Source organism: Methanomicrobiales archaeon (assembly GCA_030019205.1).
Lineage (GTDB): Archaea > Halobacteriota > Methanomicrobia > Methanomicrobiales > JACTUA01 > JASEFH01.
Genome location: JASEFH010000024.1, coordinates 1 through 12,972, shown reverse-complemented (window position 1 = coordinate 12,972; position 12,972 = coordinate 1). Strand labels below are relative to the sequence as shown.

At 63.6% G+C, this 12,972-nt stretch carries 15 protein-coding genes; 5 read left to right on the top strand and 10 right to left on the bottom strand.

Features of this window, described 5'->3' with window-relative positions:
• Positions 1-13: 13 nt before the first annotated feature.
• From QMC96_11415 to QMC96_11405, 3 genes are all read right to left on the bottom strand, one after another.
• Positions 14-583 (bottom strand): class I SAM-dependent methyltransferase, encoded by a 570-nt coding sequence (locus QMC96_11415; GenBank protein MDI6877366.1) that lies wholly within the window; start codon positions 581-583, stop codon positions 14-16.
• A gap of 156 nt (positions 584-739) precedes the next feature.
• Positions 740-1,141 carry a hypothetical protein gene (locus QMC96_11410; GenBank protein MDI6877365.1) on the bottom strand — a complete coding sequence of 134 codons (402 nt, stop codon included), beginning with the start codon at positions 1,139-1,141 and terminating at the stop codon, positions 740-742.
• Between the two features lie 55 nt (positions 1,142-1,196).
• Positions 1,197-1,916, bottom strand: coding sequence for a hypothetical protein (locus tag QMC96_11405; protein MDI6877364.1), 720 nt, complete (start codon positions 1,914-1,916; stop codon positions 1,197-1,199).
• Between the two features lie 441 nt (positions 1,917-2,357).
• Here QMC96_11405 and QMC96_11400 point away from each other — a divergent pair, with 441 nt between their 5' ends.
• Positions 2,358-3,185 (top strand): CPBP family intramembrane metalloprotease, encoded by an 828-nt coding sequence (locus QMC96_11400; GenBank protein ID MDI6877363.1) that lies wholly within the window; start codon positions 2,358-2,360, stop codon positions 3,183-3,185.
• Positions 3,186-3,342: 157 nt separating this feature from the next.
• On the opposite strand, the gene QMC96_11395 is transcribed toward QMC96_11400, so the two are convergent.
• Complete coding sequence (locus QMC96_11395; GenBank protein MDI6877362.1) at positions 3,343-3,615, bottom strand: winged helix-turn-helix domain-containing protein; 273 nt, start codon at positions 3,613-3,615, stop codon at positions 3,343-3,345.
• A 1-nt stretch (position 3,616) separates the two neighbouring features.
• Positions 3,617-4,279, bottom strand: coding sequence for a hypothetical protein (locus QMC96_11390; GenBank protein MDI6877361.1), 663 nt, complete (start codon positions 4,277-4,279; stop codon positions 3,617-3,619).
• Positions 4,280-4,730: 451 nt separating this feature from the next.
• On the opposite strand from QMC96_11390, the gene dps reads away from it, so the two are divergent.
• Together dps and QMC96_11380 are read left to right on the top strand one after the other, a co-directional pair.
• Entirely contained in the window at positions 4,731-5,282 is a 552-nt protein-coding gene (gene dps / locus QMC96_11385) for a DNA protection during starvation protein (GenBank protein ID MDI6877360.1), read from the top strand.
• Positions 5,283-5,367: 85 nt separating this feature from the next.
• On the top strand, positions 5,368-6,180 hold the full coding sequence (locus tag QMC96_11380) for a ZIP family metal transporter (GenBank protein ID MDI6877359.1): 813 nt from the start codon (positions 5,368-5,370) through the stop codon (positions 6,178-6,180).
• 87 nt (positions 6,181-6,267) lie between these two features.
• Here the strand turns inward: QMC96_11380 and QMC96_11375 are convergent, their stop codons facing one another.
• Both QMC96_11375 and QMC96_11370 read right to left on the bottom strand, forming a co-directional pair.
• A complete protein-coding gene (locus QMC96_11375; GenBank protein ID MDI6877358.1) occupies positions 6,268-6,486 on the bottom strand; it encodes a hypothetical protein in 219 nt (72 codons plus the stop codon).
• Positions 6,487-6,555: 69 nt separating this feature from the next.
• On the bottom strand, positions 6,556-7,785 hold the full coding sequence (locus tag QMC96_11370; GenBank protein ID MDI6877357.1) for a radical SAM protein: 1,230 nt from the start codon (positions 7,783-7,785) through the stop codon (positions 6,556-6,558).
• Between the two features lie 486 nt (positions 7,786-8,271).
• Between QMC96_11370 and QMC96_11365 the strand changes: the two genes are divergently transcribed.
• Complete coding sequence (locus QMC96_11365) at positions 8,272-8,505, top strand: cache domain-containing protein (GenBank protein MDI6877356.1); 234 nt, start codon at positions 8,272-8,274, stop codon at positions 8,503-8,505.
• On the opposite strand, the gene QMC96_11360 is transcribed toward QMC96_11365, so the two are convergent.
• Positions 8,477-8,956 (bottom strand): nucleoside deaminase, encoded by a 480-nt coding sequence (locus QMC96_11360; GenBank protein MDI6877355.1) that lies wholly within the window; start codon positions 8,954-8,956, stop codon positions 8,477-8,479. The two genes, QMC96_11365 and QMC96_11360, sit on opposite strands and share 29 nt — an antisense overlap.
• Before the next feature lie 130 nt (positions 8,957-9,086).
• Entirely contained in the window at positions 9,087-9,380 is a 294-nt protein-coding gene (locus QMC96_11355; GenBank protein ID MDI6877354.1) for a GYD domain-containing protein, read from the bottom strand.
• A 226-nt stretch (positions 9,381-9,606) separates the two neighbouring features.
• Here QMC96_11355 and QMC96_11350 point away from each other — a divergent pair, with 226 nt between their 5' ends.
• Positions 9,607-11,556: a transporter substrate-binding domain-containing protein gene (locus QMC96_11350; GenBank protein ID MDI6877353.1), complete on the top strand. Its 1,950-nt coding sequence runs from the start codon at positions 9,607-9,609 to the stop codon at positions 11,554-11,556.
• An 893-nt stretch (positions 11,557-12,449) separates the two neighbouring features.
• Here QMC96_11350 and QMC96_11345 read toward each other — a convergent pair.
• Positions 12,450-12,917, bottom strand: coding sequence for an AI-2E family transporter (locus QMC96_11345; protein MDI6877352.1), 468 nt, complete (start codon positions 12,915-12,917; stop codon positions 12,450-12,452).
• Positions 12,918-12,972: the final 55 nt, after the last annotated feature.

The window sequence follows — 12,972 nt, the reverse complement described above, 5'->3', positions numbered from 1 at the left end:
GAACTGGAGAATATCAGCCCGTCTCCACCTTCTGGAGCACCACCGCCCTGCTGAACAGCACCTTCGGCCGTTTCACGGTTCGGAACCCGGCCGAATGAGCGGATTCTACCATTCTCTCGAACTCTGCAGCCGGGACCTCCCCCTTCGGCTCGACAACGAGCAGGCTTCCCCCCGGCACGAGGAGGGCGGCAATCTCTCGAAGCAGCCTCCCCGCATCCGGGACCTCGTGGACCACGTAGAAGGCCAGGGCAAAATCGGCGCATTCTCGTCTGGAACAATCCAGAGTATCCGTCCTGGCCCTGTGCAGGCGGATGCGTGGCAGAAGGCCCTCCTCCTGTGCCGTCTCCTGCACCTTCTGCAGCATCGCCTCCTGGAGGTCGACGGCGATGACCTTGCCCGTACCTCCTACCATGCGGGCCATCGCCCGCGTAAAGAATCCGGAGCCGGATCCGATATCCAGCACCACATCCCCCGGGCGGATGAAATCACCGAGGATCTTCTGCGGCGGGTGCACCAGTCGGCGGACCCGGTTGTCCAGCAGGGCGGCCCGGGATGCGGGATAGACATGGGATCGACCGTTCACCGTCTCGTTGCCTCCTGATGGGTGCCGGGAAGGGAGAGCGGGATTCTTGCACGTATCCGGACATTTTGGATCGTGCCAGGATGCCTTCCCGTACCCGCCTTTGTGATCCCTTCCGCTTTTCGGCATCTGCCGGTCGGGGGCAAGGCGGCTCCATTTTCAGGGGATGAGCGACAGGACCGCATTCACCAGCACTCCCGCAAGGATGGCGACGCTGAAACTGAGCAGCGTTCCGAGCAGGATGTACTCCCCCTCCTGCCGCGTGGCCTCGAACCGGAAGATCGACTTGGCCGTCACCAGGAACCCGATGGCCGTGTACTCCTGGAGGAGGACGAACGTCAGGATGAGGATCCGTTCCAGGTACCCGATCCACCTGCCGGCCTTGTCCAGGCTCTTCCGCTGCTCCGGGGCGGCAGAAGGAGGCGTCCGTTTCCACCTCTGGATGATCCGCCCGATCAGGGGGCCGCTGGGCCAGACGACCAGGAGATAGGCGGCCAGGATGATGAGGACGTGCAGGGGGGAGATAAGCGCCTCGCTGCCGATCCCGGCGGCAAACACCATGGGAATGAGCTTGGGTATACCGGGGTTAAAAGGTGTCGAAGTCCCCTGTTGGGTGTCATTCCGCTTTTTCCAGCGGTTCTTCGACGCAGTACTCCGGTATGAGCGACTCGAAGCGGTCCAGGAACTCCTGCACCGCGGAGAAACCCGCCGCCCGCAGCTGCTGGGAGATAGCGGGCTGCGTGATCCCGAGCATCTCTGCAGCGCGGGCCTGGTTCCCTTCCGTGATGCGGTGGAAGACGGCGGCGGCCTGCCTCCCCGTCCACCTCTCCATGAGCTCGTCCAACAGTGCGCACTCCACGCTCAGTTCCGCGTTGGCGTCCTTCCAGGGCGTCCGCACGATCAGGTGCCGCTGCGTCCTGTCCAGCTGCTCGAGGGCGGCGCCCGAGAGCCGGAAGGCCTCGCCGTCCATCCTTTCGAGCTGCTCGGCAAAGTAGGAGATCCTCCCGATGCCGACGGCAATGCGCGCATCTGCTCTGTTCGCAAGATCCGCCGAAAGCAGGCTCGTGCGGATGAACAGGGCGGCTTCCAGCCCCTTTTTGGGGAAGGGCAGGTACACCTGGAGACTGTCTCCCCGGAAGAAGTAGTAGTCTACGGTGGGCGGGGCACGCGGTGGCGGCATCCGGAAGGCGTAGAACTGCCGCATCCGGGAGAGGGTGGTCTCCAGGTGCTGCAGCACCTCGGTCCTCTCCGACGCGCTGTAGCGGGAGGACCCGACGAGATCGCCCGTCAGGATCGCAAAGAGCCGCTGCGCAGGATCGTGCCCCATATGTACCACATGCCACCCGGAATGGAGGCGGTAACAGTGAGTTATATCGGCATAATATAAGTATTTTCGCTTATATAAATATGATATAAGCGATACCGAGCCTCTCCTGTCTCGACAGGAACCGCATCCGCAACCTGCCGGGTGCGAACAGGCCTGGCCGCCCGGGCTCGGGGCATGATGCTCCGCTCATTGGCATCGCGAAACGGGGATGAGCGGGAAGGGAATGCACCGTGCCCCGCAGTTCAGAGAATGCCCCTTCGGACGACACCCGTCCCAGCTTCACCGCACGACTGGTGCTCTTCTCACGCGGAGGGGCATGAACCCAATCCTTATCCCGAGCATCCGAGATATTCGGAAGCGGCACCCCGTATGGAAACGCCGTGGCCACTACCGGCACTCTCGACACTGGCCGCCCCGCACAGGCCGAAGATTCCCTCGCTGAGGCGAACGGTGAGAAGAGGCATCGCCGCCTACCTCATCCTCGCCTTCGGGATCGCCTGGGCACTCTGGATTCCCCTCTGGCTGCTCTGGATCCCCGCATCGAGGGGCGTCGCGCCGCTGGCGTTCATTGCGGGGGCGTTCGCGCCGGCGATCGCGGCGGCCATCGTCCGCCTCGTGGTGACGCGGGATGGGTTTGCCGACGCCGCCCTCGCGGTCAACCTGCGGCGGGCCTGGCCCTACTACCTCTTCGCCGGGCTCTGGCCGTTCCTCGTTCTTGCGGGAATCCCGGCCCTTTCTTTCGTGCTCGGCGGGGCAGTAGGCGCGCTCTCCCTGCCGCCGGAAGCCCTGCCGGGGCTCCTGGATGCGCCCCGGTACGGGGCGCTCCTCCTGAACGCCCTCATCCTTACGCCGCTCTTCTTCGGCGAGGAGTTCGGCTGGCGGGGTTACCTGCAGATCCGCCTGTTCGGCGACCGCCCGCTGCTGGCGGCTATATCAACCGGCGCGATCTGGGGCGTCTGGCAGTTACCCGCGGTGCTGGCAGGCTACCTGCCCAACCAGCACGGGCTCTTAAGCCTGGTTTCCATCCCCGTGTACATGATCCTCTTCTCGATCGTGCTCGGCTGGCTGCGGCTGCGGGCGGAGAGCGTCTGGGCGCCGAGCCTGGCCCACTCGGCGAACACCACGATCGTTCCCCGGCTGGGCGCGATCCTGCCTGTCGGGAGCGGGTACGGGGACCTGTTCTTCCTGCCGGCCGGACTCCTTTTCCTGGGCGCGCTCGGCCTTCTCTGCATCGGGATCGTGGCAGGCGGGGGGCTGGCCTCCAGGAAGCGCCGGTAAGGATCCGGATCACGGGCATCTGCCATTCCGGAAACGCATGGGAAGGGAGATGGGGGAGATACCGGTGCGAAGCTGCTCTTCCGCGCAGGGCCGCATCCCTAGAAGCCTGCACCGGGGAACGAGGGCGACAGATCCTTCGTCGCCTGCGGGATTCCGTCTATAACCGAAACCCCGGATTTTTATCAAAAAGGGTCCTGTAGAGGTCCGTGAAGAGCGAGACATACTCCCGGGCCCTCTCCGTGCTCCGGTAGACCCGCTTCTCTCCCTCGCGGACGACCGCAAGGTAGCCCTTCCCCGCGAGGAATTCCAGGTAGTCCTGCCCGATCCGGGAGTTCAGGTCGCAGCGGTTGACTATTTGCGTGAAAGAGCGCGGAGTGCGGCAGAAGACCAGGATCTCCCAGTAGATCTCGTACGGGGTGCGCCTCGGCATCTCAATCCCGCTCCAGGGTGCTCTTCAAGGCCCCCTCCGCCCGGGCGGTCTCCTCCAGGCGCCCCTCCCAGGCGGCCGCGTACCGGGCGAAGAGGATGGAGACGAGCAGGGCGGCAGCGGCCATGCCCGCCGTGACGATCACCCCGCCAATCCCCAGGTATACGGCATAGGTCTCCAGGGCTCCGCCCATGGAGCCCGCCAGCCCTGCGAGCTGGATTGCCCGGACCACGCCGAGGAACAGGAAGATCGCTCCCCCGATCCGGGAGACCAGGATCATCCTCCGCACCGTGGGTCGCCTCTCCCGGTAGAGGGCCATCATCCCGATCATGAGCCGGAGGATCTCCTCGTCGCTCTCCTGCAGGGCACGGGCTTCGTCCCGGAGATCGTCCACGTCGCCCAGGATCCCGGCGCTCCCCGCGAGCCACCAGATCCCGACCGCGGCGGCGATGCCGCCCAGGAGGAGGGATACGAGCGGCAGTATGCCGCCGCCATCGGCCAGCTGCGGGATGTTGACGACGACGGCGCTGATCCCGAAGGCCATCGCCAGCGCGGCAAAAACGATGTTCATGAGGGAGAGGATGAAGAAACTCCTCGCCTCCTCGCGGAACGTGCTCCTGAGGTCTCCCGTGCTTCTCACGTACTGCAGGTCGTCGGCTGCCGTCATAAGAATCCATGAAAGTTCGTTACATACCGGTGAACCGGAGGAGGGACGAACTTTTCGAAAGCCATCGCAGGACGTCTCTCCGGGCCTTCAGCTGGATTGCTCCATTTCCCCACCACTCCGACGACCTTGTGGTTCGCCGCCAGGGTGGCATGCAGGAAGCGGCTCCAGCAGCCCGAAGGGGGTCCGCCCCCGAGAAACTCCAGGTGCTCCTCAATGGCCCGGATGGTCCAATCAAGGGGCCTGTCATCGCGGTATCCGCCAGCCGGCGTATCCGCTTCAGCACTCCCCCGCGGGATCTTCTGATCAGCCGATACCTGAGGCTGGTATCGCTTTTAACGGGATAGTATGCTGCGCTGGCATGTGAAAGAGGTGCTCACCCATTGTTCGGACACAATCTATATAACTCTGGAACAGGTAAACACTCGAAAAATTTCGACGCTAAGGTGGCATTATGGCAACAGTTGCACGCGAAGTGGTTGAAAAAACAGGCATCGACCTCGGGAAACTCCTGGAGATGCTGGTGAAGAATGCATCGGCCGAGCTGACCACGTACTACTACTACACGATCCTCCGGATCAACCTGATCGGGCTCGAAGGCGAGGGGATAAAGGAGATCGCGGAGACGGCACGCATCGAGGACCGCAATCACTTCGAGGCGCTCGTCCCCCGCATCTACGAACTGGGAGGCAGTCTGCCGGAGAACATGGTGGATTTCCACAATATCTCCGCCTGCAGGCCGGCACGGCTGCCGCAGGACCCGAAGAACATCACCGAGATGCTCACGGTGCTGGTGAATGCGGAGCGGTGCGCCGTGAAGGGTTACACGGAGATATGCAACTATACCGCGGGGAAGGATCACCGCACCTACGATCTCTCGCTCTCGATCCTCAACGAGGAGATCGAGCACGAGTCCTGGTTCTCCGAGTTCCTCAGCGAGGGGCCTTCAGGGCATTTCCTGCGGAGAGGGGAGACGTCTCCGTTCGTCTCGAAATTCCTCCGGTAAGAGGGGGCCCTCTCTTTTTTGTGCGGGCGCCCGTCATCTCCCAAATCGGGCACCAGGGCTAGATCCGTGCAGGAGAAATTACACCATGCTCGACCAGTTCACGGAACTGCACCCGGTCCTGCAGGCCTTTCTCGCCGGATGCTTCACCTGGGGGCTCACCGCCCTCGGTGCCGCCCTGGTCTTCTTCACGCGGGAGATCGACCGCCGCACGCTGGACGGCATGCTCGGGTTTGCCGGGGGCATCATGATTGCCGCCAGCTTCTGGTCGCTTCTGGTGCCGGCCATCGAACTGTCCGGATCGGTCGGCCTTCAGGCATGCGCACCGCCGGCAGTCGGGTTCATCCTCGGCGGGGTGTTCCTCCGCGGGATGGACCGCTTCCTCCCCCACCTCCACCCGGGGTTCCCCGATTCCCTGGCAGAAGGGCCGAGATCCTCGCTGCGCCGCACGTCGCTGCTCGTGATCGCCATCACGATGCACAACATCCCCGAGGGGCTTGCGGTCGGGGTTGCATTCGGCGCGGTCGCCGCGGGCATCTCCCCCGAAGGCCTGGGAGCGGCCATGGTCCTGGCGCTGGGGATCGGCCTGCAGAACTTCCCGGAAGGATTTGCCGTCTCGGGCCCGCTCGCCGGGGAAGGGCACTCGCGGCTCAAAAGCTTCTGGTATGGGCAGCTCTCCGCGGTAGTGGAGCCGATTGCCGCGGTCATCGGGGCAGCAGCCGTCGTTATCGCCCAGCCGCTGCTCCCCTATGCTCTTGGATTTGCTGCAGGCGCCATGATCTTCGTGGTGGGGGAAGAGGTGATCCCGCAGTCGCAGATGCACGGAAATACGGATCTCGCGACGATGAGCCTGCTTTTTGGTTTCGTCACGATGATGGTGCTGGACGTGACGTTCGGGTGACGGTTGCGGCACGCCGATCCATCCGATGGTGCAGCCCGCAGGGACGTCCGGCCTCCTGCGGAAGCTCGTGCGTTCCCCAGAGCGCCCTTACTGCCCGGTATCCGCCCACTCGTGGCCGCACGCTTTGCAGTGGCAGTTGTTTCTGTGCGGCATGCACCCCCCCAGGATCAGGCGGCCCTTCTGCTCCTCCTCGCACATGCGGCAGGAGGGCATCCCGTAGCGGATCGGAATCACCCGATCGGAGCCGCAGTTCGGGCAGCGTCTCCCCTCCATGGACTTGCCTCCATCCAGTATTGGGACGGGCATGCATTAAGGGATGCGGGAACGGCCCGGTGCAACCGGCGCAGGGAGGGTGGCAAGGGAGGATCGAGGGCTTCACGGCCCGATGTAGCCCGAAGCGGTCTGGCAGAGGACGGTCTTCAGCCCCGTGCCGTGCAGGATCTCCCGGATCTCCCGCATCCGGGAACGGGTGGGCCGCACGAGGTCCAGCCTCCTGAACTCCGGGCGGTAGTCCAGGACGCAGACCTGCAGCCCGGGATCCAGGCGGCAGAGACGCTCCCCCATGGCGGCAACCTCGTCCTTCGAGATCAGGGCTGGATTGTAGGGGATTCCCACGCCGACGAAGACCTCGTCCCGATACCGGCGGACCAGGTATTCGACGGCGCTCCATGCCATCCGCCGGTAACGCTCCGCGAGATCGGGATCCCCTATGCCTGTGATGCGCACGAATGTCTCCGCGGTGAGCCCCTTCAGATCGGGCCCGATATCGGTCATGCCGGCATCGACGAGGGCGTCGATGTAATCCTCCGTGAGGATGGTGGCGTTCGTATCGACATGGATGCGGGCCCGCCCGTCGGGGTTCATGCTCTTCAGGTGCCGGACGTAGGAGAGGAGCCATGAGCGGTTCAGCGTGCTCTCGCCGCCGGATACGGCCATGCGGTCCACCCCGTAGTATCGGCGGGCAAGGGTCATCCGGGTTGCCGCCTCCTCCGCCGTCAGGGGCGGCAGGACGCCGCTGTACGCCATCCGCCAGTTCTGGCACTGGGGGCAGCGCAGGTTGCAGCCGCAGGCAAAGACCGCCGCCTCGATGAATCCCGCCGGACTCTTCAGGTGCCAGGGAGTGCCGACGCCGCCGACCGCGTGCCCCATCCAGCCGTGAACGGACCGCCGGGGAGGCAGGGAGGGCGGGACCCGGGTCATGATCTCCATCCTCTCCCGCACCGTGGTGACGCAGCTCTGCCGGAGCTCCCCGTCGATCAGCACGGCACAGCTCCAGCACCCCCCGACCCCGCAGGGGGCAAAGAGATCGCCCTCGGCCGGCATCGAGCCGAAGGAGTAGCCGAGCAGCTCGAGCGCCCGCTTGACGGTGATCCGTTCGGGGACGGATACCCGATCGCCGTCCACGCGAATCGCGACCTGCCGTGTCCTCGGGCTCTCCACCATGCGGATGGCTTCGTTGGGGCAGGCCAGGGCGCAGGCCCCGCAGCCGGAGCACGCCGATGTGTCCCCTGCCAGAACGCGATGGCAGGGGACGAGCGTCTCGCAAAAGCCGCAGAATTCGCAGCGGAAAGGGTCCCGTTCGGCTGCGAAGGTTTGAGCCGTCATCGAGCTCCGGAACGCCGTGCATCCACTTAAGCCTGATCCTGGTCCCGTTGTCATGCGATAGGGGGAAGGGGTTCTACGACGCCCGGGCTCAGCCGCAGGGCCGCCAGCATCCGCAGCGGCCGACGAAGTGCGATAATGGGCTGCGCTCACTTTGTTGCCCGGGCCACCAGACTGCCCGGCAATAGAACGCATATGGTCTTCGTCGCACTCGGACTTCTGCCTGTCGCGGTTCCAGTTGCCGTCTGCACCCATACGTGCACCATGCCCCCCCGGCGGCGCCGACGCCTGCCCCGCGGACGGCTTCCGCATCTCGCGAGGGACTGGCGGCATTCGTGGAGAGAGTCTTCGAGTATGCGCAGGTGCACGGGCGGGAGGCCGCTATGGAAGAGTTAACGACAGGAACGGAACGTTCGTACGCGGCAACCTCTCCATCTACGCCCTCGACCGCACGGGACGACGCTCACGCTCTCCCACCCGCCGGGGCTGATCGGGACAGACCTCTCCGGGCTACAGGATCCCTTCGGGATGGAGAACATCCGGGTGCTGGTCGAGGCTGCACGCTCCGGTGGCGGTTACGTCGTGTTCGTCTGGCCGAACCTGGAGAACGAGAACCGGGGCGAGGTGAAGATCGGCTACGTCCTCCCCGTGGACGAGGTCTGGTGGGTCGGATCGGGTTTCTACCCGAGCGAGATCACCGGGGAGGATGCGCCTCTTCCCTGAAAAGGGGAATCTGCTCCTCCCCGATATCCTCGTACCACACCTGAGGATTGGCGGCGATGAAATCGCGCATCAGCCGGATGCACTCTGCATCGTCTTGGACAATCAATTCCACCCCCCGCGATCGGAGATAGTTCTCCGGCCCCTGGAAAGTGCGGTGTTCGCCGATCACGACCCGCGGGATCTTGTAGAGCAGGACCGCTCCGCTGCACATGTCGCACGGGGAGAGCGTCGAGTACAGCACCGCCCGGCGGTACTCCCCGGGCTTGAGCCTTCCTGCGTTCTCCAGGCAGTCCATCTCGGCATGCAGGATGGCGCTGCCCACCTGCACCCTGCGGTTGTGCCCCCGCCCGACGATCAAGCCGTCGATCACCAGCACCGATCCGATGGGAATGCCGCCTTCGCTCAACCCCTGCCGGGCTTCCTCGATGGCGGCCTGCATGAACTCATCCATTGCAGCAACTCCACAATACACAGGGATCTTAAGCCATTGAATGTTGCCATCTCAGAGAGGGGAAGAAGGATGCTCCCGGTATTCTGGCCTCCACTCTGGAGAGGATGCTCTCCACCGCATTGTCCGGACCCTATCGCATCCCGGCGACCGCTCGGTATACCAGCTCCGGCGGCAGCGCGGTCAGGGTCTCGGTGCTGATCGTGCCCCATTTTCCAGTTTCAACGAGGAGCTGCACCATCGCCTCGTTCGATGGCATCTCTACCACTATCACGAAGTCGTAGCGGCCGAACGTGTAGTAGTGGGCTAGCAGCCTTCCGCCGGCGGCCCGCACGGCCTCCTCTCCCCGGGCATCCCGCTCTGCAAACCCTTCCGCGTTCTCGATTGCCTTGTGTGTCAGTTTTCCAAGCACGACATAGATGGGCATGCGGATGCATGTGCGAGGAAGGTAATAAAGGCAATGGGAACCCCCAGGGCATCGCCATGGCCGGGATACTTTCGGCGGCACCTGCCGGGGGACTTTCCGATACCGGTCCCGAATCCTGGCCATGGCATCCGTGCGACGCCTGGCTCGCGCTGAAACGGCGGCATGTCTGTTCCCCTCACCGCCAGGGGCATCCGAATCTTTATAAACTTGCCGTCGATTCTCCCTCATGGCATCGCCTCTCTGCTTCACGCACCGTTTCCTTACAGCGGTGCTGCTGGGAACGCTGCTCCTGGCCGCCGGCTGCACATCCGACCTGCAGACCAGCATGGGACCCTCCCTATCGGCACCACTGAACCTGACATACTATACGGAGAACAACCCGCCCTACAATTACGAGGAGAACGGGACCCTGCAGGGGCTCACCATCGACCTCTTCGAGCTGATCACCGAGAGGATGGGCCAGAGAGTGTCCCGGGAAGAGGTGAAACTGGTCCCATGGACAGAAGGCTATCAGGCGGCCCTCACCGGGAACAACACCATGATCTTCGCCATCGCCCGGTTGCCCGAGCGGGAGAGCTCCTTCAAGTGGGCCGGACCCCTATATCCCGACACAACCGCCCTCTTCGCCCGCCCGGACAGCGGGATCGTGGTTGACAGTCCCGAGGACCTGCTGGGCTACCGCATCGGTGTGATCGAGGATGACGCCGCCGTCCAGCAGCTGCTGGATCTCGGTGTGGACGCAAGCGATCTGGTGACGGAGACGAATGTTTCCATGCTCGTGCGGCAGCTCCAGGATGGCGAGCTCGATCTCTGGGCCTATTCGAAGACCTCGGGGCGGTTCTTCACCTGGCAGGTGACCGGCAACGCCTACTCCTTCCGGATCGTCTACACCTTCCCGGATATTCCCATCTATTACGGGTTTAGCCGGGACGTTCCCGATTCGACCGTGCAGGCCTTCCAGCAGGCACTGGACGACCTCAAGGCCGAGAAGGACGATGCGGGGATCAGCACCTACGAGCGGGTCCTGGGGCGGCACGTCCCCGCGGTCGGCCTGGGCCAGCTGGAGTACCTGACGGAGGAGTGGGCCCCCTACAACTTCGAGGAGAACGGGACGGCGACCGGCATCGCCGTCGAGATCCTGGAGGCGGTCTTCAAGGATATCGGTGTGAACCGCTCCCGGGAGGACGTGCGCATCGTGCCGCTGGCTGAAGGCTTCCGTGAGGTGCAGAACGGCGGTTCGGTGCTCTTCTCCATCGTCCGCTCCCCGGACCGGGAGCCCCTCTGCACGTGGGTCGGGCCGTTCACCCGGGGAAGTTTCGTCGTCTATGCACCGATCCGCCGGAACATCACGATCGACTCTCCTGCAGACCTTAACCAGTACCGGATCGGCGTTGTGGAGGACTCCATCGAGAACACCCTCCTCACCGACCGTGGCGTGAACGCGTCCCGGATCGTCAACGCCCCGGCCCCCGAGGATCTCCTCCGCATGCTGGAGGAGGGCGAGATCGACCTCTGGGCGACGGGCGACCTCGCCGGGCGGCACCAGATGGTGAAGACGGCCGAGGACCCGAACGCCTATGAAGTCGTCTTCGCCTTGAGCACGAACGACTTCTACTTCGTCTTCAGCAAGGATGTTCCGAATACGACGGTCACGGCCTTCGATCAGGCGCTCCTCAACACCCGTCTCCAGCGGGATGCCCTGGGGGTCAGCGACTACGAGCGGATCCTCTACCGCTATCTCGGGGTCGGCTGCGCCCGGCAGACCTTCGCTGATGCAGATGCGATGGCGCTCGTGAACCGCACTGCCGAGGACATCGAGAGGAACGCCCCCGAGACCTTCCGGCGGATCAACGCGGGCCAGGCCCCGTATAAGGATCCGGAGCACCCCGATCTCTACGTCTTCGTGTATGACGAGAACGTCACCATGGTGGCCAACGCCGACAATATCCGCCAGGTCGGCGTCAACTACCGGGGGAAGACCGACGTGACGGGCAAACCGTTCCGCGACGAGATCGTTGGCGGGGCCCTGGCAGACGGCACGGGCTGGGTGGAATACGTCTACAGCGATCCGTCCCAGACGGGCCTATACTACAAGACCACCTATTGCCGCCGCACCGCGGGGAGCGACGGAAAGACCTATATCGTCGCGGCCGGTAACTTCAGGAGCTGCGAATAGTATCCACTCCTTTTTCTGCCGACCGGGCAGCCCCGTACTCCTCTGACCGCCCGCCGGTAAGCCACTTTATGGACCATGTGCGGTGCATGGCGGACGCGCTTCGTCAGTCCGGATCTTCGGCAACGCCAGGATCGTTTTTCGATAGAGGATTCGTGATATCCGGCGGGACCCTTGGTTCGATACTCTCCAAGGGAGACTGTATTCCGGTGGAAGATTGGAAATAGAGGGAGGCATCCCGGGGTACTGGAGGGGGCAGATACCCCGCAGCACCCTGGCTACCGGAGACGCCCGGGCCGTACTCGGGACCACGAGACGAAGAGCACCCGAGGAGGCAACCCGCCGGGGAAGGGTTGAGATCGCGGTCGATCAGTTGGCGCCGGCACTGCTCCCGCCCCGATACCACCCCGGATTCGCGAAAGAGCGTGGCTCTCCCGGGGCCTCCAGCCCTCCGCCTGACCGCGGTATATGCAGGGCAACCATCGAAAGGTATTTGGTGGACGAGCAGGAACTACCCCCGCTCCCGGCGTAGGAGCAGGAGGAATTTTTGCATGGATAAAAGGTTCATCATTGCTGGAGTGGCCATTGCGATAGTAGCGGCAGTTCTGCTGCTGGTCGCGCCGAAGATGATGGAAAAGCCCGCGAAGTGATCGAAACGGCGAGATCTGGCGATACGGGAGAAGGGTGAGGCGCTCCCGGCCTGTGCCTGGATGTGGAACGCTGGCAGGGGGTAGGGAGGGGTTCCGGGGGAGGCCTTAATACCCACGGCCTGAGATCGAGACATCTGGAGGACTTTGCAGGCGATTAGTCCAGCGGCAGATACACTTGCCGCCAGGTCGAGGAGATTCGGTGATACCGGGTGCTGGTGACTGGCATGCTGGACACCCTCACTCTCTTCAATCGGTGGTCTTCGTCTCACCTGCGGACCGCTTGATACGAGTCAGCTGGTCGATGAGTATCAGGTAGGAGGAGACAAGGAGGGCGATAAAGAGTGGACCGATGATGATCCCGATCATGCCCATAATCGAGATACCGCCGATGATGCCGATCATCATGATTATAGGGTGGATGCCGATCCGCTTACCCATCAGTCTCGATCGTACGAGGGATCCAGGTACCCAGAGGACAATCGGGTAGATGACGATCAGCGCAATCAGCAGCCCGGTTGGGCTTCCGATCGAGAGATTGTACAGGATCAGGAAGACCATCACCACCAGCGAACCCACGATGGGGATGAACATGGAGAGCCCGGAGATAATCGAGAGCTGGACGTAGGCTGGGTATCCGAGCAGATAGTAGATGGGGAGCCCGAGGACGAAACCGAGGATGGCCACCTCCACGCTCACGATGTAGATTGCATACATGGAGGTCATCCCAAAACCCTCCAGATCATTAGGGCACAGGCCAGGTATATGAGCC